The organism is Olleya sp. R77988 (genome assembly GCF_044594215.1).
In the GTDB taxonomy this organism is placed as follows: domain Bacteria; phylum Bacteroidota; class Bacteroidia; order Flavobacteriales; family Flavobacteriaceae; genus Olleya.
The window spans coordinates 3,162,811-3,188,169 of record NZ_CP138988.1 but is presented as its reverse complement, the minus strand read 5'-3'; the positions used below and the strand labels follow the sequence as shown (position 1 = coordinate 3,188,169).

Here is a 25,359-nt window from a genome sequence, read left to right as displayed (position 1 = left end):
TAAAATAATGAAAAAAATAGTAAAACACATTGCAGTAGCAGGATTAGCAATTTTATGTTTTCAATGTAAAGAAAACGCAACGCCAGAATTAGAAACTAAATCGACACCTCAGGTTGAAAAAGTAAGGAGTACATCTGCTGTATCAATTGAAGAAGTAAAAGCTTTAGATAATGAAGCAAAACGACAATTAGGAGAAAATATAGGAATTCAATCTTATATTTATAGTATTCCTGTGGTTAGAGAGATGCTATTTAGAAATAAATTTTCTGCAATGGTGGATAAAGCAATTAAGGCTAATAGACCAATGTTTTCTAAAAATGCTAATGATGGAGTTAATCTTAACGAGTTGGTTCATTTAAGGTTGCTTACAAATCATCATTTACAAACAGGTGTAACACCAAATGTCGATACACAATACTCGCCAGCATTTATAGATGTAAGTGAAGGACCTGTAGTGTTTACTGTACCTAAAGTAGAACGCTATTATAGTGTGCAAATTACAGATGCTTATTTAGAAAATGTGCATTATTTTGGAGGAACTAATAAAGAAGATTATGAAGGTAATTATCTATTGGTAAAACCTGATTGGACAGGAAAAAAACCTGCTAATATTTCAAAGGTTATTAAAATGACAACAGATATTGGTTTTTTAGTATTACGAATTTTAAATACCACAGAAAAAGGAGATACTAAAAAAGTAGTCGCATTACAAGATCAATTTAAGATGCAATCTTTAGATGCTTTTTTAGGTAAGAAAAAAGATAATTATCCAGTATTGGCTAAAGAAAAAATGCCAAAAGGAATCGAGTTTTATAATAGTATGCTAAAATATGTAAGAGCATATCCAGATCTTAAAAACGATACTCATTTTTGGTTTTTAATGAAACAATTAGGAATTGATAAAGATGAAAAAGTAGATTTTAACGAGTTAGATTCTTCAATAAAAGAAGGGTTGTTGGCAGCATTACCAAAAGCAAAAGAAATTTTGTCTTGGAAAGCAAGAACCAGAGGTTATAAGTCATCTTCTAACTGGAATATAGATCATGTTGGAGGTTCGTATAATGGAGATATTATGGCAAGAGCAGAAGGTGCTGTACAAGGTTTTGTGGTGCATGATGCAGATCAATGTCAATATTTTCACACGTATTATGACAAGGCTGGAGATCCATTATTAGGAAGTAATAAATACGTTATTAATTTTAGTAAAGACCAATTACACCAAGCAAAAGCATTTTGGTCTATTGTGGCTTATGATGCAGAATATAACTTAGTGCCAAGAGAGGATTATCATTATGCAGTAAGCGATAGAAGTGAAGGGCTTAAATATAACGATGATGGTAGTTTAACAGTATACCTTCAATCTGAAGAACCAGAAGGTTTAAAAAACAATTGGGTACCAATACCAAAAGAAGGTATTTTTAAATTGAATTTCAGGAATTATATTCCTAAAGAAACTCTTTTAAACCCAGAAACTGTTGAAAAATATTTACCACCAGTTGAAAAAAATGATAAGGATTTGAAGTTATAGATTTAGTTAATTTATTTCAATTCTTGTTTTAAACGCACTTTTATTAAGTGCGTTTTTTTATTTTTTTTTTAATTAGTGGTTTAAAGTTTTAACAAAAATGTAATAATGGTTAAATTGCATAATCATTAATCGCTATATTGATAATACTAAACACAAAACAGATATGTATAATTCAAAAATAATAGGTTTAGGTAAGTATGTACCTGACAACATTGTCACTAATGAGGATTTATCCAAATTAATGGATACTAATGACGAATGGATTACAGAGCGTACTGGTATAAAAGAAAGACGTTGGGTAAAAAAAGGGTCTGGAGATACGACTGCAACAATGGGAGTGAAAGCTGCCAAACAAGCAATAGAGCGTGCAGGAATAGATAAAGACGATATAGATTTTATTGTTTTTGCAACCTTAAGTCCTGATATGTATTTTCCTGGACCAGGAGTACAAGTACAACATGCTTTAGATATTAAAACAGTTGGAGCTTTAGATGTACGTAACCAATGTTCTGGTTTTGTATATGCTATTTCAGTTGCAGATAACTTTATTAAAACTGGTATGTATAAAAATATATTGGTTATTGGTAGCGAATTACACTCTCATGGTTTAGATAAAACCACAAGAGGACGTGGAGTATCTGTCATTTTTGGTGATGGAGCAGGAGCAGCTGTTTTAACAAGAGAAGAAAATACAGATAAAGGTCTTTTATCTACCCATTTACATAGTCAAGGAGAACATGCGGAAGAGCTAGTTTTAATTGCGCCAGGAATGGGTAAACGTTGGGTAAATGATATTATAGAAGATAACGATCCTAATGACGAGAGTTACTTTCCGCATATGAACGGACAATTTGTTTTTAAAAATGCAGTAGTACGTTTTAGTGAAGTCATTATGGAAGGTTTAGCCCAAAACAAGCTAGAAAAAGACCAGATTGATATGCTAATTCCGCATCAAGCTAATTTACGTATTGCACAATTTATACAACGTAAATTTGGATTAAACGATGATCAAGTATTTAATAATATTCAAAAATACGGAAACACAACAGCAGCATCAATACCAATTGCTTTATGTGAAGCTTGGGAAGAAGGAAAAATTAAAGAAGGAGACAATGTAGTGTTAGCTGCTTTTGGTAGTGGTTTTACTTGGGGATCTGTGATTATTAAATGGTAACAGATAACCAAAGAAAATAAAAACGACATAAAAAAAAGCCCAAAACTATTGTTTTGGGCTTTTTCATTAACTAACTAACCATGAAACTAAACTATATAAATGCGTTGGTTTTTTTGTGAAGACTAATTCAAATAAAAAATATAAAACGATTTACTGTCTGTTTATATTAAGACGCATAAAAACATGTTTTATTACGTTGATTATCAATATTTAACGTGTTTTTAACATAGTTGATTAGTTAAACAAAAAAATATGTTAAAACAAAAACCCAAAGTCGATCAGGCTTTGGGTTTTCTTATCTAGTAGCTAAACAATAACACTAACCATCAACTGTACGATAGCTACTAAATAACTTCTAGAAGTTATACTATTTAATATTACATAAATCCTCCTCCAGACTTTTCGTCATTATCACGACGTTTTCTAGATTTGGCTCTATATTTTCCTCCTCCAAAACGATACGATAATCGTCCTGAAATTTGTTGACTTTCCCAATTAAATTGACCTTGTTGTGCTATAGGTCTTTGTCCATCAAACTGTGCATACATAGTATCAAAAATATCATTGTAACTTAAGCTAAAGCTAGCTTTGTTTTCTAAAAAGCTGTAACGCATACCTAAATTAACCATAAGCATGTCATTCATTTCAAATTGAATATTTTTATTTTTTCCTGTATACATTCCAAAAGCAGAAAAGCTTAAGCTTTTACTAACTTTAAAGTTGTTAAAGGCTCTAATATTCCAAGCAACATTGTCTACTTCTACTGTGTTTTCTACAATGTTTTGATTAGTATCAAAAGACTCTGCAATACTTTTTTGTTTCTGAGAGTATAAATCAAAACTTGCATTTAAGCTCCACCATTTTGTTGGACGATAATTAGATGATAATTCTAAACCATAAGAGGTTGAGTTGTCAAAGTTTAAATTTGTAAATATCACTCTGTTAGTATCAGTTCTATCAATAAGCAACGCTTGTTGTATTTCGTCTTCTATAATTCTATAAAACACACCAGCAGTAATACTTCCTTTTTTAAGTTGTCTTGTGTAATTTGTTTCAAAAGAGTTAGTAAATTGAGGTTGTAATTCTTGATTTCCAAATTGAGATACTAAAGGTGTGCTCCATTCTGGTAATGGGTTAACTTGTCCAATTCCAGGTCTGTCAATACGTCTACTATAACTTAATTGATATGAGTTTTTATCCGATTGCGTATAAGTTATATAAGCAGAAGGGTATAATTGAAAATAATCATTTTCAAAAGGTATAGTTAGCTCATCTAATGACGATAAATCTTTTTTAAAGGCTTCTGAGTCTACAATTACAGACTCTGCACGTAGTCCAGCTTGGTAACTCCATTTGTCAATAGTTTTGCCATAAGTAACATATGCAGAAAAGATGTCTCTAGCGTAATCAAAACGGGTTGTTGTTGGAATATAATCTCCTAATTGATTAATCTCTCTTGCATCTGATGCATAAAAAATACTAGTATCAAAAAAACGTGCTTGTACACCTAATTCTAATTTAGCAGTTTCAGATAATGGATTAGTATAGTCTAAGTTTAATGTTGTGCTATTTCTGTCTGTATCTGTATTTTCTATAAAATTAGGACGTTGCGCACTGTAAAATAAATTGTTTGTATTACCTAAACCTTCATATAAATTATGATCAACTTCTAATTCAATATTATGACCTTCGTCATTAAAATCATGTTTATAGTTAAAGTTGTATTGCTCAGAATCGTTTTCGTTTAAACTTCTAGTATATTGAGATTGGTTTAAAGTAGTATTTGTTAAATAATTAATACCAGAATTTACGTTAGTCCAACCATCAAAAAGGTTTTGATTTGTAAAAACTGAAATAGTGTTTTTATCATTTAAATAATAGTCGATACCAATTTTAAATAAGTGAGATTTGTTATTATTTAGGATGTCAAATTTTTGCTCAATTTCTTGCTCAACTCTATTAATCTCTCCAAAATTAAAGTTTTTAGCAACACTGTTACTATATGATCCATATACATTGACTTTTCCGTTACGGTAATTGGCATCGATTGAGCTGTTAAATTTAGCTTCAATATCATGCGCTAATCCTATATTAATGTTTCCATTAAAACCAATTTTTGTGTTTTTATGAAGTACAATATTTATAATTCCACTCATTCCTTCTGGATTGTATTTAGCAGAAGGGTTTGTAATTAACTCGACACTTTTAATAGATGTCGATGGGATTTGTTTTAATAGCTGTTCTGCTGGAATATTGGATAACTTTCCATCAACCATAACACGTACATTTTGGTTACCACGCATACTAATAGAACCAGTTTGTTGGTCTACATTTACAGAAGGTAGATTGTTCATAATCTCGCTAGCAGTTGCTCCAGCAGTTTGTAGATCTTTACCTATAGTAATTACTTTTCTGTCTACTTTTTGCTTTATAGTTGACGTTTCTGCAACTATTGTTACTTCGTCTAAACTTGTAGCAGCTTCTTCTAAATTAATTGTTCCTAAGTCTACTTTTTTATTTTTCTTAGAGATTGTAACAGTTTTAGTTTGTGGTAAAAAACCTAAATACTCGATGCTAATAGTATTAGTTCCTGCAGGAATTTGATTAACCTCAAATTGACCATTGTCGTTTGTGATCCCTCCAGTTAGTAGCTTATTGTTAGCGTCTTTAACAATAATGTTTACATAAGGTAAGGGTTGGTTTAATGTTGCGTCTAATACCTTACCAGTAACGGTTCCGATTTTAGGTGTTGCTTTTGTTTTGTCTTGTGCTTGTATGCTAAAGGCTGCCAATAGCAATACGATGGTAAGTAGTTTTTTCATTGTTTTTGATTAGTTTTATTTGATTTGATGAAATATGGTTATGCTATAAAGACGTTCTTTTTGCTAATCTGTTACTGTATATTTGAATTTTATTAAAATTTTAACATATATGAGTAAAAAAACTTTGGTTTTAGGTGCGTCATTAAAACCTAATAGATATAGTAATATGGCCTTAAGAAAATTGGTTAATTATAAACATCAAACGGTTGCATTTGGTATGAGAGTAGGAGAAGAAGCTGGAATAGTGATTGATACAGAATTACAAGATTATAAAGATTTAGATACGGTTACATTATATTTAAATCCAACAAGACAAAAAGAATATTATAATTATATAGTTAGTTTAAAACCAAAACGTGTCATCTTTAATCCAGGAACAGAAAATCCTGAGTTGTATGCTGTTTTAGAAGAAAATAATATTGCTTTTGAAGAAGCTTGTACTTTAGTTTTGTTGTCTATTAATCAGTATTAGATTTTTTACTAATCAACCACAATCCAATAAAAGTAATTAAACCATTTAGTGGAAGTATTTCCCAATGGAAATTATAATAATGTTTTCCAGCATATAATGATGCGCAATCCCAAGCAGATTTTGTGCAATCTTCTATTGATAGTCCTTGACTATAGGCATAATATGTTGGTATAAGTGTAATTAGATAAGTCAATACAATAGAGATTAACCCAACAATCCAAGCAAGGTTATCTTTAATAGCTTTTTTAGTCAATATTCCAAAAGCAAATAAGCCTAACAATGGACCATAAGTAAAGGTTGCAAACTTAAATAGGTTTCCAACCACACTACCATCTAATTGATTAAAAATAATAACCACAATAATTAAAAGTAGTGATACACCAATGTGTACCATTTTGCGTAACGGTTTTTGTTCTGCTTTTGGTCGTTTTTCAATGTTTAAAAAATCTATTGAAAACGATGTAGTTAAAGAGGTTAAAGCACTATCTGCACTACTATAAGCAGCAGCAATTAAACCAATTAAAAATGTAATTTGTAGTCCAAGACCTAAACCTTGATTCATAGCTATTTCTGGGAATAGTAAATCGGTTCTTACTTTTCCTTCAACAACAGGAATACTAACACCAAACTGCTCTGAGTAAATAAATAAAAGTGCTCCAAGAGATAAGAAAATAACGTTAACAAAGACCAATAGTATAGACATAGTCAACATGTTTTTTTTGGCGTCTTTTGGGTTTTTACAAGTTAAGTTTTTTTGCATCATATCTTGATCCAAACCTGTCATTGCTATGGTTATAAATATTCCTCCAATAAAATATTTCCAAAAATAGATTTTGCTATTAGGGTCATCAAAATAAAACAGTTTGCTTTTTGATTTAAAAGCCTCTTTGTTAAAGATTTCGCTAATAGACCAATCTAATTTGTTTACAATTAAAATAATAGCAACAATTACAGAAGTTAACATCGCTAAAGTCTGTAATGTATCTGTCCAAACAATAGTTTTTATACCACCACGATTAGTGTACAACCAAATTAATAAAATAGAAATTACAACCGTTACCCAAAATGGGACACCTAATTGTTCAAAGACAATATATTGCATAGCTAAAGCCACTAAAAACAATCTAAATGCAGCTCCTGTAACACGTGACAATAAAAAGAAAAAAGCACCAGTTTTGTAACTAACCGTTCCAAAACGTTGTTCTAAATATTGATAAATAGAGGTAACATTTAATCTGTAATATAAAGGAAGTAATACTAAAAGGACTATAAGGTAACCTACAAAAAAACCAAAAACACCTTGCATATATGCAAATTGTTGACCTTCAATTAAGCCAGGAACAGATATAAAAGTAACTCCAGAAAGCGAAGCTCCAATCATTCCAAAAGCTACAACATACCAAGGAGACTGTTTTTTAGCTTTAAAAAACACCTCGTTAGAGTCATCCTTTCCTGTTAAATATGAAATTAATATTAGCACACCAAAATAGGCAGCAATCAATAAAAGAATCTGTGTAGAAGTCATAGTAATTGTTTAGCTCTGCCAAAATACAAAATAAGTTAAAAGTACTTAGAGTTATAAGTGTTTAAAGTTTAAGCTACACTGTCTTTGCATAAAAAAAAGTTCGTAAATCCAAAGCAAAATAGTAAATTCGCAGTTATGGAATTTTCTTCAAAACTTCTTGAAAATGCGGTTAATCAAATCTCACAATTACCAGGAATAGGTAAACGTACTGCATTGCGTTTGGCATTACATTTATTACGCCAACCAAAGGAGCATACACATCATTTAAGTCATGCATTGCTTAATATGGTTAACGATTTAAAGTTTTGTAAATCCTGTCATAATATTAGTGATAATGATTTGTGTGATATTTGTGTAAATCCGTTGCGTAAGGATGATGTTATTTGTGTGGTTGAAGATGTAAGAGATGTTATGGCTATAGAGAATACAGCATCACACAAAGGATTGTACCATGTTTTAGGCGGAAAAATTTCGCCAATGGATGGCATTGGTCCACACGATTTAAACATTACTAGTTTAGTGCAAAAAGTACAATCTGGAAAAATAAAAGAGTTGATTTTTGCGTTAAGCCCTACCATGGAAGGCGATACTACTAATTTTTACATCTATAAGCAAATTAAAGACTTTGCAGTTAACACATCAACCATAGCTAGAGGAATATCTGTTGGAGATGAATTAGAATATGCAGATGAGATTACTTTAGGTAGAAGTATAATTAACAGAATTCCGTTTGAGTCTTCACTAAAACTATAAGCGTTTTAAATGAAGCTATCCATTATCATATTAAACTATAACGTACACTACTTTTTAGAGCTGTGTTTGCAAAGCGTAGAAGTAGCAATTACAAATCTAGAGGCAGAGATTATTGTGGTTGATAACAACTCGCAGGATGAAAGTTGTAAAATGGTCAAGGAAAAATTTCCAAACGTTAAGCTTATCCAAAATAATGACAATGTAGGTTTCTCTAAAGGAAATAATATTGGAGTACAACAAGCAAAAGGCGACTATCTGTGTATCTTAAATCCAGATACAGTCGTACCAGAAAATGCTTTTGAAGAACTATTTGAATTTTCAAAAATTAAAAACGATTTAGGGATTTTTGCCTGTAGATTAATTGATGGTAAAGGTGCTTTTTTACCAGAAAGTAAGCGTTATATACCTAAACCAAAAGTGGCTATTAAAAAAGTATTTGGGTTTGATAAGTCGTATTATGTATCAGATTTAAAAGAAAACTCATCAGGAATTGTTCCTATATTTGTTGGAGCTTTTATGATGGTCAAAAAAGATATTTATAATCAAGTAGGAGGATTTGACGAAGACTATTTTATGTATGGAGAAGATATAGATTTGTCCTATAAAGTAGTAAAAGCAGGTTTTGATAATATGTATTATGGACCAATAAAAGTCATTCATTTTAAAGGAGAAAGCACTTTAAAAGACGCTAATTATGCAAAGCGTTTTTATGGAGCAATGCAAATTTTTTATAAAAAGCATTTTAAACGCAATTTGGTTTTTGATGGCATAGTGTGGTTAGGTATAAAACTATTTAAGCATACTAAAAATAACGCTTTCGCGGAAATTGAGCCAGTTTCAAACTATGTTTTAGTGTCAGATAAAGTATATCCAAGTTTAGAGGAGAAATTATTCAAACCAATGCAAAGGGTTTCAGAATTATCAATAGTTAAAGAAAACACCCAAGTTATACTAGATGCAAACTATTTAGATTTTAAAACAATTATTGAAACAATATCAAATTCAGAAAAAAATAAAAATATAAGCTATAGAATTATTCCAAAAAACTCTAATTTTATGCTTGGAAGTGATTCGTCAAAAAATAGAGGTGAAGTCCTTCACTTTTAATAGATTGCAAAATGATAGATAATAATCAGTAAAATGTTTGATTTTTTATTAATTTTGCAATTCAATACAATAAAAAGACTAGTAGATTATTAATATGACAAAATTTGAACTTAAATTACCAAAAATGGGAGAAAGCGTTGCGGAAGCAACAATTACCTCTTGGTTAAAAGAAGTTGGAGACACTATTGAAATGGATGAAGCAGTTTTAGAAATTGCAACAGACAAGGTAGATAGCGAAGTCCCAAGCGAAGTTGATGGCGTTTTAGTTGAAAAACTATTTAACGTGGATGATGTAGTACAAGTAGGTCAAACCATTGCAATAATTGAAATTGAAGGAGAAGGAAGCGCAACCACAGAAGCGCCAAAAGCAGAAGTTAAAGAAGATGAGGCTCCAGTTGCAGTTAAAGAAGTTACAAAAACAGTAGTTGCTGCACAAGAGACTGCAGCACCAATTACTTCAAATGGAGAGCGTTTTTATTCGCCTTTAGTGAAAAACATGGCTAAAGCTGAAGGGATTTCTCAATCAGAATTAGACGCAATTCCAGGAACAGGAAAAGACAATCGTGTCACTAAAAATGACATGGTAACTTATTTATCAAATAGAGGTAGTCAACCTATTAAAACTGAAGTTGCGCCAAAAATTCCAATTGCTAAAATCGAAAAACCAAAAGCAGAAAAACCTTTAAATGTAGTTGAAGGAGACGAGATTATAGAAATGACCAGAATGGGTAAATTAATTGCGCATCATATGGTTGAGTCTGTTCAAACTAGTGCGCATGTACAAAGTTTTATAGAAGCAGATGTTACAAATATTTGGAATTGGCGTAAAAAAGTAAAAGATAGTTTTGCAAAACGCGAAGGTCAAAATCTAACCTTTACACCAATATTTATGGAAGCGATTGCAAAAGCATTACGCGATTATCCAATGATGAATATTTCTGTACAAGGCGATAAAATAATTAAAAAGAAAAACATAAACCTTGGTATGGCTGCAGCTTTACCAGATGGTAATTTAATTGTGCCAGTTATTAAAAATGCTGATCAACTTAATTTAGTAGGTATGACTAAGCAAGTTAATGACTTAGCTGGACGTGCAAGAGATGGTAAATTAGTACCAGACGATATACAAGGTGGTACTTATACAGTAACCAATGTTGGTACTTTTGGAAGTATAATGGGTACACCAATTATAAACCAACCACAAGTAGGTATTTTAGCTTTAGGAGCTATACGTAAAGTGCCAGCAGTAATTGAAACTCCAGAAGGCGATTTTATTGGGATCCGTTACAAAATGTACATGTCACACAGTTATGACCACAGAGTAGTAAATGGTGCATTAGGTGGACAGTTTGTAAAAGCTGTTAAAGATTATTTAGAGGCTTGGGATAGTAATCGTGAGATTTAACCAAATTCCTTTAGAAAAAGGAACCTTATAATATTAAAAAGCACAATCATTGGATTGTGCTTTTTTGTTTTTTAATTTAGCTTAAAAAAGAAATTAAATATCCATCAACCCGAAACCATCTGGAGCTTTTTTTGAGTCAATTTTGTTATAAGGCCATATGTAAATAGTCTTGACTACTTTAGGTTCGGTGTCAAGTAAACTATATATGTCTACAGGAGAATTTACTATATTACTTCTAGTAGATCCAACTCTTTTCCAAGAATATTGAGAAGAACCAGGTTTAATATAAACTAATTTTTCTAAGTATTCTCTTGATGCTGGAATACTAGATAATGGAATAGGGTTATCAGCAGAAAAACCAAATTCACCTTTACCATTAGGTAATTCTTCTAATTCTGTGCCTTCTTCATTTTTTAACAATTCCATTTGTTTTTTCATGTCTTCAAAAAATGAATCTGTTTCTATTTCTTGTTTATTTTTTTTGTTTTTTGATTTTAAAAAATCGAATAGTCCCATGTTTTTTTAATTTAAATGATGTCTGTTTAGTTTAATCTCTGAAGTGCTATTTTCTATAATAACATGAGTATTTGATGGGTTTCTGTTTTCAGTTTTACAACTAAAAAAGATAACTAAAACAAAAATTATTTTTTTGTTTTCATCTGTTTTTAATTAACCCTTTTTGCAATCATGCGTATTTGTCCCATATGGTTTGCTTGGTGTTCCATAACATGATACCAAGCCCAATGGTTATTCATGTTGCTACCTTTTACTTTTGCATTAAACCACTTATCGTCTTTTGTTTTTAATAACCTGTAGGTTTCTTTACGTACTTCATTCCATATGTCTAAATAATACTGTATTGGTTTACCAACTAATTGTTTGCGTCCATTATCACCTAAATTCATTGCAACTCCCCATTTTTCAGTTTCCTCTTTATTGTATCCTCTGTTTTCAATGGTGTAGACTTGGTAATATTTTTCAGTAGCTGCAAGATGGTAAATCATTGCTCCAATACGATTTGCTTTGTCGTCAAGTAAAAAGTCTGTGGCTTCTTGGTCTAAATGTTGTACACTATTAGTAACACGTGCTTTTAAGTCGTCTAGCATAGAAACAACTACTCCAATATCTGGAGAAAATCCTTTTTTGACTTCAATTGTATTTTGAGATTTTGCTGTTGTAAATGATAATAAAATAATGAGGCTTAAAACTAGTTGTTGTGGTTTCATCTTTTTGATTTTTAGATTGTTACAATAAAATAACGCAAAAATTTTATATTTATGCGTTTTTATAATGCTTAATTAAACCCATCCCTCAAAGCTTGAATAAAATCTTCCAAGCTTTTAATATCATTATATAATTGGTCTTCAATTTTTAAAATTGGGATGTGATTAAACTCACTTTTAGGTTTGGTAGCTTTAAACTCTTTAATAATTTTGTTGTAATTGGTAGAGTCTTTATCCAAATTATACTCAGTATAACTAATCTTGTTTTTGTTTAAAATATGCTTTGCATCTGGACAAATAGTGCAATCGTCTTTGGTGTATAATATTACTTTTTTGTTTTTTAACTCTTTATCTAATTTAAAGTCAATGATTTCAAAATCTTTATCAACTTCAAGGCTGTAAGAGACTTCGTTAACCACCAAAATATAAGTATAGTCACCAGGTTTTTCATTAAGCTTAACCATAGTTAAAACTTTCTTTTTGCTTTTTCCAGGTATGGTTTGCAAAATAGGTCGCTTACTACTACGTCTAAAATCTTCAGTATCTACTTTTAAAAATATATCGTAAGATATAGAGTCTGTATTCTCGATAAATAACTCATATCGTTTCCCTTTAACTTCTTCTAAAAGTTTAACGTGCTTATGGTTGTTCTGAGAAAAAGTGTTTATAGTTATAAATGCAAAAAATAATAGTGTAAGGTTTCTAATCATTTTAAAAGTTTTACAAAGTAAAAGTAACAGATTAAAATTATATTTGCATAAATCATACCAATAAATACATGTCTTTAAACTTAACAAAACCCATTTGCTTTTTCGATTTAGAAACCACAGGAATTAATATTACTACAGATAGAGTTGTAGAGATATCTATATTAAAGGTGTTTCCAAACGGAAATAAAGAAAGTAAAACATGGTTGGTAAACCCAGAAATGCCAATTCCTGCTTTTGTGTCAGAAATACATGGTGTTACAGATGAGAGAGTTGCAAATGAGCCTACTTTTAAACAATTAGCACCAGAAATTAGCGCTATGATTAAAGATGCAGATTTAGCAGGTTTTAACTCAAACAGATTTGATATTCCGCTTTTAGCAGAAGAAATGCTACGTGCTGACTTGGATTTTGATATGAAAAATCGTGTTGCAGTAGATGTGCAAACTATTTTTCATAAAATGGAAAAACGTACACTTAGTGCAGCATATAAGTTTTATTGCGATAAAAGTTTAGAAAACGCACATACAGCAGAAGCTGATACTTTAGCAACTTATGAAGTCTTAAAAGCCCAAATAGAACGTTATGACGAGCTTGAAAACGACACAAAGTTTTTAGCAGAATTTAGCGTGCATAAAAAGTTTGCAGATTTTGCAGGATTTATTTCTTATAATAAAGAAGAGAAAGAAGTGTTTTCTTTTGGAAAACATAAAGGTAAATTGGTAACAGAAGTATTAGAAAAAGAACCTGGTTATTTTGGATGGTTGCTAAATGCAGACTTTCCGTTATATACTAAAAAAGTATTAACAGCAATCAAGCTGAGAGCTTTTAATAATAAGTTGGATTAAGTTAATATAATTGTTCAATAATCTCACAATTCAAAAAAATGAAATTAATCTGCATAGGTCGTAATTATACAGACCACATTAAAGAATTAGAGAACGAAAAACCGACAGATCCAGTAGTGTTTATCAAGTCGGATAATGCTATACTTTTAAAAAAGCAACCCTTTTTTATTCCAGATTTTTCTAATGATGTACATCATGAAGTTGAAGTTTTGATTAAAATAAATAAATTAGGAAAACATATAGACAAAAAGTTTGCCCATAAATATTACAAGCATATTGGGTTAGGTATAGATTTTACAGCAAGAGACCTTCAAAAGCAATTAAAAGAAAAAGGATTACCATGGGAAAAAGCAAAATCTTTTGATGGAGCAGCTGTAGTTGGACAATGGATTGATAAGTCAGAATTACCTGACGTTGACAATCTAAATTTTAGACTAGAAAAAAATGGAAGTGTGGTTCAAACCGCAAATACAAGCTTAATGTTGTGGAAAATTGACGAAATCGTCGAATATGTGTCAAAATATTTTACTTTAAAGATAGGAGATATTATATTTACAGGAACACCAGCAGGAGTTGGCAAAGTTATTGCTAATGATAAGCTAAAAGGATTTCTTGAAGATAGAGAGCTATTTTCAATAACAGTTAAATAAAAAATGGAGCAACATTACAAATTACATAGGTTAAACGAATTAGCAGACAATGACCAAGAGTTTATCTTAGCTTTAGCCTCAACATTTATAGAAGAAGTGCCAGGAGATGCTAAAGTACTTAAGTTAGCAGTAGAAAGTAAAAACTATTTACTAACCTATCAGACTGCACATAAAATGAAACCGACTGTAGATATGTTTGAATTGGGTATTTTGGACGATTTAATAGAGGTCCAAGATTGGGGAAAGCATGAGCAAACAGATAAAGATATTACAAGTAAATTAGATATTGTTTTAGCTGCAGTAGATAGAGCAACTAACGAGATTATTCAAGATTTTAATCTATAATGCAAGCCGAAATTATTACTATTGGTGACGAGATTCTTATCGGTCAAATAGTAGATACAAACTCAGCATTTATTGGTAAAGCACTTAACTCCATAGGTGTTTCTGTATATCAAATAACATCAATTCAAGACGAAAAAGCACATCTTTTAAAAGCTTTTGCTGAAGCAGAAAGTAATGCAGATATCATTATTATAACTGGAGGTTTAGGACCAACAAAAGATGATATAACAAAGCATACTTTAGCAGAGTATTTTAATGATACTTTAGTGCAAAACGACGATGTTTTTAGACATGTAGAGCATTTATTTAAAAAATATATCAATCAACCCGTTTCTGAGGTTAATAAAAAACAAGCATTAGTACCATCTAAAGCCAAAGTGCTTAACAATCGTTTTGGTACAGCTCCAGGTATGTGGTTGGAAAAAGGAAATAAAACCTTTATATCGCTTCCAGGTGTGCCTTATGAAATGAAAGCTTTAATAGAAATGGAAGTCCTTCCGCAGTTATTACAAAAATATAAACGATCATACATTTTACACAAAACCATGTTAACGTATGGAATAGGAGAAAGCGTCATTGCAGAACGTATTGAAAGTGTAGAAGATCAGTTGCCAGAACACATCAAACTAGCGTATTTACCAGGTTTAGGGAGATTACGTTTACGCTTGTCTGGTAAAGGAGAAAATGAAGCAGTTCTACTAAAAGAAATAAATGCACAAGTAGATAAAATTCTACCATTAATAAAAGATGTATTTACAGGATTTCAAGAAGGCAATGAAGGATTAGAGCAAATAATAGGAGCACAATTAACTAAACAAAAACAAACCTTAGCTATTGCAGAAAGTTGTACAGGCGGAAAATTAGCTGAAGTATTTACCAAAAAAGCAGGAGCATCATCGTTTTTTAGAGGTGCGATTATTAGTTATGCTACGCAAACTAAAATAGATGTTTTAGAAGTGCCAGAAGATGTAATTGACACATATTCAGTAGTTAGTGCTCAAGTTGCAAAAGTTATGGCTACAAATGTTAGAAAAAAATTAAAATCGGATTTTGCAATAGCAACAACAGGTAATGCAGGACCAACAAAAGGAGATAGTGATGCAGATGTAGGAACAGTTTTTATAGCTATAGCTACAAAAAAAGGAGTAGAAGCACACCAATTTAATATGGGAAATCATAGAGAGCGTGTCATAAATAAAACCGTAAATAAGGCTTTAGAACTACTGCAAAAAGAAATTTTTAAAAATTAATTATTTAGCTATTGTCAGATAGTAAAATATTAGTATATTTGCACCTCGAATTTAGTAACACAATTTAAAGTTATAGATAATGTCAAGAGTTTGTGAGCTTACAGGAAAGAAGGCAATGGTTGGAAACAACGTGTCTCACGCAAAGAATAGAACAAAGCGTACATTTGATGCTAATTTAATTAAAAAACGTTTTTTTCTACCTGAAGAAGACAAGTGGGTAACTTTAAAGATATCTACATCAGCGTTAAAGACAATTAATAAAATAGGCATCGCTGCTGCTTTGAAAAAAGCAAAAGCTAACGGATTTGTAAAATAATTGCCCAATAGATAAAGAATAATAATTATGGCAAAGAGAGGTAATAGAGTACAAGTAATATTAGAATGCACAGAGCATAAAGAGTCTGGACAACCAGGAACTTCTCGTTATATTACGACTAAGAACAAAAAGAACACGCCTGATAGAATGGAAATTAAGAAATTTAATCCAATCTTGAAGAAAATGACCGTTCATAAAGAAATTAAATAATATTCTTTTTAAAAGAATACTAAAAAACTATTAGACATGGCTAAGAAATCAGTAGCATCGTTACAAACAGGATCTAAAAGATTGTCAAAAGCAATTAAAATGGTAAAGTCTCCAAAAACAGGAGCTTACATGTTTGTTGAATCAATTATGGCACCAGATCAAGTAAAAGATTTCTTAAATAAGAAATAATTTTTACTATTTATAATATTTAAAGCTACTTTCCTTTGGAAAGTGGCTTTTTTGTTTTTAAAATATTGCGTTACTTTACAGTATTAAAATATGACAATGTTGCAGTAAATTAAATTAGGCTTCATAATTGTTATAGACTAATCAAATAATAAACTATAAAAAACAAATGAGTTTTTTTAAAAAAATATTCTCTTCAGAAAAAAAAGAAACCTTAGATAAAGGTTTAGAAAAATCAAGTACTAGCTTTTTAGGCAAGCTTAGTAAGGCTGTTGCTGGAAAATCTAAAGTAGATGATGCTGTATTAGATAATCTTGAAGAAGTCTTAGTGTCAAGTGATGTTGGTGTAAATACAACCTTAAAAATTATTGATCGTATAGAAGCTAGAGTAGCAAAAGACAAATATTTAGGAACTGACGAGCTTAATAAAATCCTTCGCGAAGAAATAGCAGGCTTAATGTCTGAAACCAATTCTGGAGAAGACACAGAGTATACTATACCAGAATTACCTAAACAAGCAGATGGTAGTAAAACACCTTACGTCTTAATGGTTGTTGGTGTTAATGGTGTTGGTAAAACAACCACTATAGGTAAGTTAGCTTACCAGTTTAAAAAACAAGGTTTAAAAGTAGTTTTAGGTGCTGCAGATACTTTTAGAGCAGCAGCAATAGACCAATTGCAAGTTTGGGCAGATCGTGTAGATGTCCCAATGGTACGTCAAGATATGGGAAGTGATCCAGCTTCTGTTGCTTTTGATGCTTTAGAGTCTGGAGTGTCTCAAGATGCAGATGTTATAATTATTGATACAGCAGGTCGTTTGCACAATAAAATTAATTTAATGAATGAGCTGACAAAAGTAAAACGTGTCATGCAAAAAGTTATTGGAGATGCTCCACATGACGTTTTATTGGTTTTAGATGGTAGTACAGGTCAAAATGCTTTTGAGCAAGCTAAGCAGTTTACAGCAGCTACAGAAGTAACAACACTAGCAGTTACAAAATTAGATGGTACAGCAAAAGGAGGAGTTGTAATTGGTATTAGTGACCAATTTCAGATTCCTGTTAAGTATATTGGAGTTGGAGAAGGTATTGAAGATCTACAAGTCTTTAATAAGTTTGAGTTTGTAGATTCTTTCTTTAAGTAAAATTTCCGCATAGGCAGAAATCTCATTATAAGAAATTTTAAAGATGAAGATTAAATGTTTTTAATTTATAAAAGCATTAATTTTTTGCCACAAAACATCATCAAAATCAGATAAAGCAAAAGTGTCTTCATTTGCAGCGTCACCCATTCTAATAATAACCAGTTGTTTGCTTGGTACGATATATATTTTTTGATCATTTTTACCTAAAGCAGCATACATGTCAGAAGGAGCACTTGGTATTAACGCTCCAGAAAATTCAAGTTGTGTCTGTGGTAAATGAAAACTAGATTTTCCATTTAACCACCACATATATCCATAAGATTGGTTGATGCTTTGGCTAGTATTAGTCGCTTCATTTAAAAAAGATTCTGATATAATTTGTGTGTCTTCCCATTGTCCATTTGCAGCAATTAATAAACCAAATCTAGCCATACTTCTGGAGTTACTCCAATAGACACTTAAATCGCCAAGATTAAACCATGTACCAGTCATCCCAATAGGATCCCGTAGTTTTTGATTAAAATATGTAGACCAAGTGGTGTTATTTGCTTGTGCAACTACATCTTGTAGCTTAACATAAACATTATGGTAAGCCCAACGTGAGCCTGCATCTGCTATGTATTGTAAGTTTTCTGGTGCAACAGAGTCTCCTAATGTGTCATCCAAACCAGAATCCATAGATAATAGGTTTTTACAAGTTATTAAGTTTTCTTTTTCCAGCGTAGCACTAGTCCAACCGTTTCCTAAATAGTCAGACACTTTATTATTTATATTTAAAACACCGTTATCCTGAGCAATTCCAGTAACAGCAGTCGTTAATGTTTTTCCAGCACTTGCCCAATACCAACCAGATGTTGCATCATGTCCATTAAAATATTCTTCCAAAACAATTTTACCATTATGTAGCATGATAAAACTTTTAGTGTTTTTTTCTTCTAAATAATCTAATAAAGGTTGTAATTGACTGTCATTATAACCTAATTCTGTAGTCGTTTTTGTCTCCCAAGTACTAGAGTTTGCAGGCGGAAAATAAGTAGTTTCTGTATTAGGTATTTCTGTTTCAGGATCTTCGTTGTTAGAAGAACATCCAACACCTGTCAAGATTAATAAACTAAGAAAAAAGTGTATAGGTTTCATAGTAAAGGTTTTTCTATTGGACTAAGATAAAACAGAATGGTTTAATATCTGTTATATTAAAATTAGATAGTATCTTTGCAGTCCAAAATTGAGGTATGAGAACTAAGACACTTAAGCAAAACAAAATCAACGTTATAACTTTAGGTTGTAGTAAAAATGTTTACGATAGCGAAGTCCTAATGGGACAATTAAAAGCTAACGGAAAAGAAGTTGTGCATGAAGAAGAAGGTAATGTTGTAGTTATTAATACTTGTGGATTTATAAATAATGCAAAGGAAGAAAGCGTGAACACTATTTTAGAGTACATGCAAAAAAAGGAAGATGGAGAAGTAGATAAAGTATTTGTTACTGGTTGTTTATCTGAAAGATATAAACCAGATTTACAAAAAGAAATCCCTAATGTTGATCAATATTTTGGAACAACAGAATTACCAGGTTTACTTAAAGCTTTAGGTGCAGATTATAAGCACGAACTTATTGGTGAGCGTCTTACAACAACACCAAAAAACTATGCGTATTTAAAAATTGCTGAAGGTTGTGATAGACCTTGTAGTTTTTGTGCTATCCCTTTAATGAGAGGAAAACACAAGTCTACACCAATTGAAAATTTGGTTACCGAAGCTGAAAAATTAGCAGCAAATGGTGTTAAAGAATTAATTTTAATAGCTCAAGATTTAACTTATTATGGTTTAGATTTATACAAAAAACGAAACCTTGCAGAGTTACTTGAAAACCTTGTTAAAGTAGAAGGTATTGAGTGGATTAGATTGCATTATGCCTTTCCAACAGGTTTTCCTTTAGATGTATTGGATATAATGAATCGTGAGCCAAAAATATGTAACTATTTAGATATACCATTACAACATATTAGTGATGATTTATTAAAAAGTATGCGTCGTGGTACTACAAAAGAAAAAACCACAAATTTAATACAGCAGTTTAGACAAACAGTTCCTGAAATGACCATCAGAACAACATTAATTGTTGGTTATCCAGGAGAAACTGAAGCACATTTTCAAGAATTAAAACAATGGGTTACAGATATGCGTTTTGAGCGTTTAGGATGTTTTACATATTCTCACGAAGAAAACACACATGCTTTTAATTTGGTTGATGATGTACCACAAGAGGTAAAGCAAGATCGAGCTAACCAAATTATGGAAATCCAATCTCAAATTTCTTGGGAGCTTAATCAAGCTAAAATAGATCAAGAATTTAAAGTAGTTATTGACCGTAAAGAAGGTAACTATTTTGTAGGTCGTACAGAGTTTGATAGTCCAGACGTAGATAATGAGGTGCTAATTGATGCAACTGAAACCTATCTAAAAACTGGAGAGTATTATACAATAAAAATCACAGAAGCTGAAGATTTTGATTTGTATGGTGTGGTGGTAAAGTAGGGTTTTCGTGTAACGTTTATGTATATGAAATGTTGCGTATTTGTGTGCGAGGATTTTCCGAAGGAAAAATCAGAAGCTAGCAAACAAAGCAACTCACATTGATTAAGCTGAAAATAGCAATTTTTTATATACTGTGTTGGCAATAGTTAATTATTCCAAATACCTAAATGTTTTATAAATATTTCCTATCACTCCTTTTTTATAAAAATCGGAAAATTCTTTAATTTCAGATTGCTCATTAGCTAGAAAAGATATTATTACAGCATTTATTTTTTCGTTTTTTTTGGGAATTGGAATTAAAAATATTGCTTTATATATTCCATCATAACCATGTTCTTTATATCCAGAAAAGTCAAATTTCCCTTCGAAGAGATAGGTCATTTCTCCATTAAATTTCTTTTTTGAAATGGAAATCGTTTCCATTTTAGGATTTTGCCTTTTAAAATCTGCGACTAAATTTTCTATTAGTTCAAGTGAATTTTTCTGAGTAGATATAACTATTGTTGTATTTCCGATTGAAATATCTTCAATTATGATACCATTTGCTTTCTTTTTTATTCCAATATGTTCACTTCCGTTTTTAGGTTTGGAAACATCAAGTCCATTTGGATATTCAATTGCAAATCTTGTTAAAGGTAGTTTTTGTTCTTTACACAAAATTTCATCAGCGATATAAATGTTTTCATATGTTTTAGATTCAACTTTCGGCATTTTTCCTAAACCAACTTTTTCGGATTTAGGAGATTTATTTGTGTTAATAGAAAATTCACAAGAATTTAAACTTAATGCTAAAATTAAAATGTAAATATATTTTCTCTTCATAATTATTGCCAACGTATAGATATGGCGAGTTTTCAATTCGCTATATCGAATGTTACACGAAGGTAGCTGAAAAAAATGACAAAGTCAAGTTGCTAAAAACCAGCCAATTTTGTGTTTGTTATATAATTCTAAACATAAAACAATTTGGGTTTTAAGCCTAAAAAAGTATATTTACATAAACTATAACAAATCAAATAATGAAAAAATCAATTTTAAAAACTGTATTACTATCATGTTTTCTTGTATTAACAGCATGTGGTGGTGGTGGACCAGAAGGAGCAACAATTAATTTTCTAGAAAGTATGTATTCTGGAGATTTTGAAACTGCTAAAAAACATGCAACTACAGATACTAAATCTATGCTAACAATGATGGAGTCATTTGGAGCAAAAGACCAGTTTGCTGACAAAATGGGAGATGCTGATATTGACTTTAAAGTAGTTGACACTAAAATTGATGGAGACAAAGCTGTTTGTACTGTTAAAATGTCAAGCAGTAAAGAAGATAAAGATCAAGATATGCCTATTAATTTAGTTAATAAAGATGGTAAATGGTTAGTAGATATGAATAAAGAGTCTATGGATAAAGAAGGAATGGGTGGAAAACCAGATAAAGAAACTGGAAATCCTGATTTAGACATGGAAGAAGATGATTATGAAGATGTAGAAGTTGAAGAAGTAGAAGAATAAATGATAAAAACAGCTATTAAAATAATACTGTTAATTGGTGTCATTTTTTTAGGATATAAATTTTTAAAAGACGATTCAAACAGACCGTATGAATCGTCTTTTTTATATAAACTATCCGATACAGAAAAGGCAAAACTCCAAAATGGCGACATTATTTTACGTCGTGGTTATGGTATGGTAAGTACCATGATTTTAAAGATGATGGACGAGGATTATGACGTTACACACCTTGGTGTTGTCATTAATCAAAACGATACCTTAAAAATAGCACATGCATTGTCTAGTAGTGTGTCCAATCAAGATGGATTGCGTTTGCAAGCAATAGACTCGTTTGTGCACAACTCTCATGACAATACAATTTTAGTGACAAGGTTAAAAAATATAGATTCTGTTAAGCAACAAAAAATTGTACGTCAAATTGCATATTATAAAAAGAAAAATTTACCCTTTGACCATAGTTTTAATTATAAGGATAGTACAGAGCATTACTGCTCTGAGCTTATTTGGCGCATTTATGAGCACAATCTTAAAATTTTAAATGTTGCAGATAGTATTACTGAAGAGCAAAAATATAACACCCTTAAAACCTTTTACGACACTAATTATTTTGACATAATAATTAATCATCAGCAGTAGGTTTTAGTAAAAACGTTCTATACTTTTTTTAAGTTTTTGCTAATTTTTTTAATAGCACTTTCAATAGATTTTTCAGGTTCAATGATGTTGTATTCTCCCCAAAAATCAGGATCAGAAAAACCAGACGCTTGATCTTGTAATATTGTGCTAGGTCTTAGTTTTTTGTTTTGTTTATTGGTTAATAGGTTTTGGTCAATGTTCCAGTCTGTTATTGCCATTTCGCTTTGTAAAGTATACCTGCTATTAAACAAGCGGTTTTTCCAGTTAACTTTAAAAGACAATAAAATATTACTATAACCAAAATGCCATTTGCCATTTTTGGTTTTGTAATTTACTCTATATGAAGCTTCAGTAGGATAGACAATTGCTTTTCTAGGTTTTTTTCTAACAAAAAGCTTAGAGGCTTCTTCACGATTGTCAACATTTAAATTATACACTGCACTAGTTAAAGCATAACTATTAGCGTCAATATATAGTTTACCATGATACATTGGGCTATTAATATTTTCGTTTTGTTTAAAATTAATAACGTAAACTAATCGATTATTAATTTGTGTAGAACGTGTAAACCAAAACTTATAATTATCTAAGTTATCATTTGTAAAAATAAATTTTGGATATTTTATCATATCAGTATATAAACTACTAAAAGGACCACCTTGTAGTTTTAAAGCTAATGTGTCTAATCTAGAATAGTCAGTGTTTTTCCTTGCTTTTATTAAGGTAATTCCATCGTTTTTATTAGAGGTATAAGATTCCTTGTTTATAGTAACAACAGCTTCAGATAAGGATGCGTTTCTGTTTCTTTTTTTAATAGTTTCTCTATAAAAACCAGTCATAAATACATTTTCCGTATAATAATTTTCGGCTTTTAAGGCTAGCGTTTTTTTGACTAAGTCTTTTGCGTTTTTTGGTGCAGCTATATCAACCTCTGCAAGTACAGTTGCTGCTTGTTGTAAAAGTATTTTGGTGTTTGAAGGTTTAAAGTCAGAAAGTGGTAATTCTAGTTTTTGATAGCCTAAATAAGTAATAATTACACTGTTGTCTAATAAGTTTTCGGGTACTTTTAGAGTAAATTCTCCTTCGTTATTTGAAATAGTACTAATGTTAGAGTTATTAATACTTAAATCTGCTAAAGCAAGAGGTTTGGATGTGTTTTTATCCAACACTTGACCTTTAAACTCTTTTGTATTTTGTGCAAAACTAAAGACACAACCTAATAAAATAATTAGGGTTAATAATTGTTTTAAATTTAAATAAACAAAACGCTTCATAACTACAATTATATTAAGGGATTATCCTATAAAGTTAATTAAAAATTAGTGTTTTGTTGTAAGGATTTATGTTAATTTTAAGACTTACAATTAGACAAACAACCTTATCTTTACATCAGATTTATTTGTAACTATGCCAACAGACTGTATCTTTTTTCATGACACTGGATATTTTTCGCAATTAATTTGTGATTATTTAGCTGAAGCTGAAACATTAAAACCGTTGTATAATAGGTTTCCTAATCTTAAAAATTTTAAAGATCAGATTAAAGAGAAGCAGCAATCGTATTCAAATTCAAACAGAATACCTTTAGTAGATGCTTTACAGGAGCAATATAAAACTATTGAAACCTCTGAAGCTACATCAAAAAACATTCAGCTTTTAAAAAGTGATACAACCTTTACAGTAACCACTGGACACCAGCTTAATTTATTTACTGAACCTTTATATTTTTTATTTAAAATAGTATCTGCAATTAATTTAGCAAACCAATTAAAGGCAACGTATCCAGATTATAATTTTGTGCCAATGTATTGGATGGCTACAGAAGATCATGATTTTGAAGAGATAAATTATTTTAATTTTAAAGGAAAAAAAATCCAATGGAATGCGTCTGTTTCTGGAGCAGTTGGAGAGTTAACCACAAAAGGTTTAGAGGCAGTATTTAATGTTTTTAAAGATGAAATTGGTCCAGGTAAAAATGCAAAACAATTAAAAGAGCTATTTAAAAACGCTTATTTAAAACATGATAATTTAGCCCAAGCCACACATTATTTAGCAAATCAATTATTTGCAGATTATGGGTTAGTCATCTTAGACGCTAATAAAAAAGAATTAAAACAACTGTTTGTTCCTTTTATGGAAGACGAGTTGGTTAATCAAACTGCTTTTAATACAGTTGAAAAAACAAATCAACAAATTAAAAAAATAGATAATACTTATAAAGTACAAGTTAACCCAAGACCTATTAACTTGTTTTATATAGATAATGGTATTAGAGAACGTTTAGTTTTTGAAAACGACGTTTACAAAGTGCTAAACACTAATATAACATGGACAAAAACAGAGTTGCAAAAACATGTAAGCGAGGCACCAGAAAGATTTAGCCCAAATGTTATTATGCGTCCTTTATACCAAGAGGTAATTTTACCAAACCTATGTTATATTGGAGGAGGAGGAGAGTTAGCCTATTGGTTCCAGTTAAAAACAAATTTTGAAGCTAATAAAGTAACGTTTCCTATGTTATTGTTGCGTAATTCGGTATTAATAAAAACGAAGCAACAAGCTGATAAATTAAAAAAACTAAACATATCAAATAAAGATATTTTTTTAAAACGCGATGCGTTTATAAATAAAAAAGTTAGAGAAATATCTAATATAGATATTAACTTTTCTAATCAAATTAAACATTTAAAAACTCAGTTTAAAGAGTTATATACACTTGCAGAACAAACAGATAAAACTTTTTTAGGAGCAGTATCTGCTCAAGAAAAAAAGCAAATAAAAGGATTAGAATATCTTGAAGCACGCTTACTTAAAGCACAAAAAAGAAAATTAAAAGATCATGTAGAGCGTATTACTACACTTCAAAATCAATTATTTCCAAATCAAAGTCTGCAAGAACGAAATACTAATTTCTCTGAATTGTATTTAGAGTTTGGAGAAGAGTTAATTTCGCATTTAATTAAAAATTTAGAGCCATTAAAGGGTCAATTTTTAATTCTTGAATTATAAG

The 25,359-nt window shown here is 30.7% G+C and carries 26 protein-coding genes; 18 read left to right on the top strand and 8 right to left on the bottom strand.

Annotated elements, in window-relative coordinates:
* The first annotated feature begins 7 nt into the window (after nt 1-7).
* Together SJY17_RS14495 and SJY17_RS14490 are read left to right on the top strand one after the other, a co-directional pair.
* Entirely contained in the window at nt 8-1,528 is a 1,521-nt protein-coding gene (locus SJY17_RS14495) for a DUF1254 domain-containing protein (protein ID WP_397363285.1), read from the top strand.
* A gap of 163 nt (nt 1,529-1,691) precedes the next feature.
* A complete protein-coding gene (locus tag SJY17_RS14490; RefSeq protein WP_397363284.1) occupies nt 1,692-2,702 on the top strand; it encodes a 3-oxoacyl-ACP synthase III family protein in 1,011 nt (336 codons plus the stop codon).
* Between the two features lie 377 nt (nt 2,703-3,079).
* On the opposite strand, the gene SJY17_RS14485 is transcribed toward SJY17_RS14490, so the two are convergent.
* On the bottom strand, nt 3,080-5,524 hold the full coding sequence (locus tag SJY17_RS14485) for a TonB-dependent receptor domain-containing protein (protein WP_397363283.1): 2,445 nt from the start codon (nt 5,522-5,524) through the stop codon (nt 3,080-3,082).
* A gap of 109 nt (nt 5,525-5,633) precedes the next feature.
* Here SJY17_RS14485 and SJY17_RS14480 point away from each other — a divergent pair, with 109 nt between their 5' ends.
* Nucleotides 5,634-5,996 carry a CoA-binding protein gene (locus SJY17_RS14480; RefSeq protein WP_397363282.1) on the top strand — a complete coding sequence of 121 codons (363 nt, stop codon included), beginning with the start codon at nt 5,634-5,636 and terminating at the stop codon, nt 5,994-5,996.
* On the opposite strand, the gene SJY17_RS14475 is transcribed toward SJY17_RS14480, so the two are convergent.
* Nucleotides 5,983-7,521 (bottom strand): sodium:solute symporter, encoded by a 1,539-nt coding sequence (locus tag SJY17_RS14475; RefSeq protein ID WP_397363281.1) that lies wholly within the window; start codon nt 7,519-7,521, stop codon nt 5,983-5,985. The genes SJY17_RS14480 and SJY17_RS14475 overlap by 14 nt on opposite strands.
* A gap of 135 nt (nt 7,522-7,656) precedes the next feature.
* Between SJY17_RS14475 and recR the strand changes: the two genes are divergently transcribed.
* The 3 genes from recR (at nt 7,657) to SJY17_RS14460 (ending at nt 10,786) form a co-directional block, all read left to right on the top strand.
* On the top strand, nt 7,657-8,274 hold the full coding sequence (gene recR / locus SJY17_RS14470; RefSeq protein WP_397363280.1) for a recombination mediator RecR: 618 nt from the start codon (nt 7,657-7,659) through the stop codon (nt 8,272-8,274).
* Nucleotides 8,275-8,283: 9 nt separating this feature from the next.
* On the top strand, nt 8,284-9,381 hold the full coding sequence (locus SJY17_RS14465) for a glycosyltransferase family 2 protein (RefSeq protein ID WP_397363279.1): 1,098 nt from the start codon (nt 8,284-8,286) through the stop codon (nt 9,379-9,381).
* Nucleotides 9,382-9,475: 94 nt separating this feature from the next.
* A complete protein-coding gene (locus SJY17_RS14460; protein WP_397363278.1) occupies nt 9,476-10,786 on the top strand; it encodes a dihydrolipoamide acetyltransferase family protein in 1,311 nt (436 codons plus the stop codon).
* A 93-nt stretch (nt 10,787-10,879) separates the two neighbouring features.
* Here SJY17_RS14460 and SJY17_RS14455 read toward each other — a convergent pair whose 3' ends face one another.
* The 3 genes from SJY17_RS14455 to SJY17_RS14445 all read right to left on the bottom strand — a co-directional run bounded on the left by SJY17_RS14455 (nt 10,880) and on the right by SJY17_RS14445 (nt 12,719).
* Nucleotides 10,880-11,302 (bottom strand): hypothetical protein, encoded by a 423-nt coding sequence (locus SJY17_RS14455; protein WP_397363277.1) that lies wholly within the window; start codon nt 11,300-11,302, stop codon nt 10,880-10,882.
* A gap of 149 nt (nt 11,303-11,451) precedes the next feature.
* Entirely contained in the window at nt 11,452-12,012 is a 561-nt protein-coding gene (locus tag SJY17_RS14450; RefSeq protein ID WP_397363276.1) for a DUF664 domain-containing protein, read from the bottom strand.
* 68 nt (nt 12,013-12,080) lie between these two features.
* On the bottom strand, nt 12,081-12,719 hold the full coding sequence (locus tag SJY17_RS14445) for a glutaredoxin family protein (RefSeq protein WP_397363275.1): 639 nt from the start codon (nt 12,717-12,719) through the stop codon (nt 12,081-12,083).
* Between the two features lie 68 nt (nt 12,720-12,787).
* On the opposite strand from SJY17_RS14445, the gene SJY17_RS14440 reads away from it, so the two are divergent.
* From SJY17_RS14440 to ftsY, 8 genes are all read left to right on the top strand, one after another.
* Nucleotides 12,788-13,564: an exonuclease domain-containing protein gene (locus tag SJY17_RS14440; protein WP_397363274.1), complete on the top strand. Its 777-nt coding sequence runs from the start codon at nt 12,788-12,790 to the stop codon at nt 13,562-13,564.
* A gap of 38 nt (nt 13,565-13,602) precedes the next feature.
* The gene (locus SJY17_RS14435) at nt 13,603-14,214 is read left to right on the top strand and encodes a fumarylacetoacetate hydrolase family protein (protein WP_397363273.1); all 612 of its coding nucleotides are present in this window, start codon (nt 13,603-13,605) and stop codon (nt 14,212-14,214) included.
* A 3-nt stretch (nt 14,215-14,217) separates the two neighbouring features.
* Complete coding sequence (locus SJY17_RS14430) at nt 14,218-14,559, top strand: Hpt domain-containing protein (protein ID WP_397363272.1); 342 nt, start codon at nt 14,218-14,220, stop codon at nt 14,557-14,559.
* Nucleotides 14,559-15,809 carry a competence/damage-inducible protein A gene (locus tag SJY17_RS14425; RefSeq protein WP_397363271.1) on the top strand — a complete coding sequence of 417 codons (1,251 nt, stop codon included), beginning with the start codon at nt 14,559-14,561 and terminating at the stop codon, nt 15,807-15,809. Before SJY17_RS14430 ends, SJY17_RS14425 begins: the two co-directional genes overlap by 1 nt.
* A gap of 79 nt (nt 15,810-15,888) precedes the next feature.
* Nucleotides 15,889-16,125: a 50S ribosomal protein L28 gene (gene rpmB / locus SJY17_RS14420; protein WP_397363270.1), complete on the top strand. Its 237-nt coding sequence runs from the start codon at nt 15,889-15,891 to the stop codon at nt 16,123-16,125.
* Between the two features lie 27 nt (nt 16,126-16,152).
* Nucleotides 16,153-16,335: a 50S ribosomal protein L33 gene (gene rpmG, locus SJY17_RS14415; RefSeq protein ID WP_055435478.1), complete on the top strand. Its 183-nt coding sequence runs from the start codon at nt 16,153-16,155 to the stop codon at nt 16,333-16,335.
* A gap of 36 nt (nt 16,336-16,371) precedes the next feature.
* Nucleotides 16,372-16,524 carry a DUF4295 domain-containing protein gene (locus tag SJY17_RS14410; RefSeq protein WP_397363269.1) on the top strand — a complete coding sequence of 51 codons (153 nt, stop codon included), beginning with the start codon at nt 16,372-16,374 and terminating at the stop codon, nt 16,522-16,524.
* Nucleotides 16,525-16,690: 166 nt separating this feature from the next.
* Complete coding sequence (gene ftsY / locus SJY17_RS14405) at nt 16,691-17,665, top strand: signal recognition particle-docking protein FtsY (RefSeq protein WP_397363268.1); 975 nt, start codon at nt 16,691-16,693, stop codon at nt 17,663-17,665.
* A gap of 60 nt (nt 17,666-17,725) precedes the next feature.
* On the opposite strand, the gene SJY17_RS14400 is transcribed toward ftsY, so the two are convergent.
* Nucleotides 17,726-18,802: a serine hydrolase domain-containing protein gene (locus SJY17_RS14400; RefSeq protein WP_397363267.1), complete on the bottom strand. Its 1,077-nt coding sequence runs from the start codon at nt 18,800-18,802 to the stop codon at nt 17,726-17,728.
* A gap of 95 nt (nt 18,803-18,897) precedes the next feature.
* Here SJY17_RS14400 and rimO point away from each other — a divergent pair, with 95 nt between their 5' ends.
* The gene (gene rimO, locus SJY17_RS14395) at nt 18,898-20,202 is read left to right on the top strand and encodes a 30S ribosomal protein S12 methylthiotransferase RimO (RefSeq protein WP_397363266.1); all 1,305 of its coding nucleotides are present in this window, start codon (nt 18,898-18,900) and stop codon (nt 20,200-20,202) included.
* 150 nt (nt 20,203-20,352) lie between these two features.
* Here rimO and SJY17_RS14390 read toward each other — a convergent pair whose 3' ends face one another.
* Nucleotides 20,353-21,024 (bottom strand): hypothetical protein, encoded by a 672-nt coding sequence (locus tag SJY17_RS14390; protein WP_397363265.1) that lies wholly within the window; start codon nt 21,022-21,024, stop codon nt 20,353-20,355.
* Nucleotides 21,025-21,221: 197 nt separating this feature from the next.
* Here SJY17_RS14390 and SJY17_RS14385 point away from each other — a divergent pair, with 197 nt between their 5' ends.
* Nucleotides 21,222-21,713, top strand: coding sequence for a DUF4878 domain-containing protein (locus SJY17_RS14385; protein ID WP_397363264.1), 492 nt, complete (start codon nt 21,222-21,224; stop codon nt 21,711-21,713).
* Nucleotides 21,714-22,349: a YiiX/YebB-like N1pC/P60 family cysteine hydrolase gene (locus SJY17_RS14380; protein ID WP_397363263.1), complete on the top strand. Its 636-nt coding sequence runs from the start codon at nt 21,714-21,716 to the stop codon at nt 22,347-22,349.
* 17 nt (nt 22,350-22,366) lie between these two features.
* On the opposite strand, the gene SJY17_RS14375 is transcribed toward SJY17_RS14380, so the two are convergent.
* On the bottom strand, nt 22,367-23,623 hold the full coding sequence (locus SJY17_RS14375) for a carboxypeptidase-like regulatory domain-containing protein (RefSeq protein ID WP_397363262.1): 1,257 nt from the start codon (nt 23,621-23,623) through the stop codon (nt 22,367-22,369).
* 133 nt (nt 23,624-23,756) lie between these two features.
* Here SJY17_RS14375 and bshC point away from each other — a divergent pair, with 133 nt between their 5' ends.
* Nucleotides 23,757-25,358, top strand: coding sequence for a bacillithiol biosynthesis cysteine-adding enzyme BshC (gene bshC / locus SJY17_RS14370; protein WP_397363261.1), 1,602 nt, complete (start codon nt 23,757-23,759; stop codon nt 25,356-25,358).
* Nucleotide 25,359 lies beyond the last annotated feature (1 nt).

Coding starts and splice junctions, on each gene's coding strand:
- SJY17_RS14400 (WP_397363267.1), bottom strand. CDS start 18,802: ATGAAACCTATACACTTTTTTCTTAGTTTATTAATCTTGACAGGTGTT.
- SJY17_RS14495 (WP_397363285.1), top strand. CDS start 8: ATGAAAAAAATAGTAAAACACATTGCAGTAGCAGGATTAGCAATTTTA.
- bshC (WP_397363261.1), top strand. CDS start 23,757: ATGCCAACAGACTGTATCTTTTTTCATGACACTGGATATTTTTCGCAA.
- SJY17_RS14380 (WP_397363263.1), top strand. CDS start 21,714: ATGATAAAAACAGCTATTAAAATAATACTGTTAATTGGTGTCATTTTT.
- SJY17_RS14490 (WP_397363284.1), top strand. CDS start 1,692: ATGTATAATTCAAAAATAATAGGTTTAGGTAAGTATGTACCTGACAAC.
- SJY17_RS14455 (WP_397363277.1), bottom strand. CDS start 11,302: ATGGGACTATTCGATTTTTTAAAATCAAAAAACAAAAAAAATAAACAA.
- SJY17_RS14385 (WP_397363264.1), top strand. CDS start 21,222: ATGAAAAAATCAATTTTAAAAACTGTATTACTATCATGTTTTCTTGTA.
- SJY17_RS14450 (WP_397363276.1), bottom strand. CDS start 12,012: ATGAAACCACAACAACTAGTTTTAAGCCTCATTATTTTATTATCATTT.
- SJY17_RS14410 (WP_397363269.1), top strand. CDS start 16,372: ATGGCTAAGAAATCAGTAGCATCGTTACAAACAGGATCTAAAAGATTG.
- SJY17_RS14375 (WP_397363262.1), bottom strand. CDS start 23,623: ATGAAGCGTTTTGTTTATTTAAATTTAAAACAATTATTAACCCTAATT.
- SJY17_RS14440 (WP_397363274.1), top strand. CDS start 12,788: ATGTCTTTAAACTTAACAAAACCCATTTGCTTTTTCGATTTAGAAACC.
- rimO (WP_397363266.1), top strand. CDS start 18,898: ATGAGAACTAAGACACTTAAGCAAAACAAAATCAACGTTATAACTTTA.
- SJY17_RS14425 (WP_397363271.1), top strand. CDS start 14,559: ATGCAAGCCGAAATTATTACTATTGGTGACGAGATTCTTATCGGTCAA.
- SJY17_RS14475 (WP_397363281.1), bottom strand. CDS start 7,521: ATGACTTCTACACAGATTCTTTTATTGATTGCTGCCTATTTTGGTGTG.
- SJY17_RS14465 (WP_397363279.1), top strand. CDS start 8,284: ATGAAGCTATCCATTATCATATTAAACTATAACGTACACTACTTTTTA.
- SJY17_RS14390 (WP_397363265.1), bottom strand. CDS start 21,024: ATGAAGAGAAAATATATTTACATTTTAATTTTAGCATTAAGTTTAAAT.
- SJY17_RS14485 (WP_397363283.1), bottom strand. CDS start 5,524: ATGAAAAAACTACTTACCATCGTATTGCTATTGGCAGCCTTTAGCATA.
- SJY17_RS14460 (WP_397363278.1), top strand. CDS start 9,476: ATGACAAAATTTGAACTTAAATTACCAAAAATGGGAGAAAGCGTTGCG.
- rpmG (WP_055435478.1), top strand. CDS start 16,153: ATGGCAAAGAGAGGTAATAGAGTACAAGTAATATTAGAATGCACAGAG.
- rpmB (WP_397363270.1), top strand. CDS start 15,889: ATGTCAAGAGTTTGTGAGCTTACAGGAAAGAAGGCAATGGTTGGAAAC.
- SJY17_RS14435 (WP_397363273.1), top strand. CDS start 13,603: ATGAAATTAATCTGCATAGGTCGTAATTATACAGACCACATTAAAGAA.
- recR (WP_397363280.1), top strand. CDS start 7,657: ATGGAATTTTCTTCAAAACTTCTTGAAAATGCGGTTAATCAAATCTCA.
- SJY17_RS14430 (WP_397363272.1), top strand. CDS start 14,218: ATGGAGCAACATTACAAATTACATAGGTTAAACGAATTAGCAGACAAT.
- SJY17_RS14445 (WP_397363275.1), bottom strand. CDS start 12,719: ATGATTAGAAACCTTACACTATTATTTTTTGCATTTATAACTATAAAC.
- SJY17_RS14480 (WP_397363282.1), top strand. CDS start 5,634: ATGAGTAAAAAAACTTTGGTTTTAGGTGCGTCATTAAAACCTAATAGA.
- ftsY (WP_397363268.1), top strand. CDS start 16,691: ATGAGTTTTTTTAAAAAAATATTCTCTTCAGAAAAAAAAGAAACCTTA.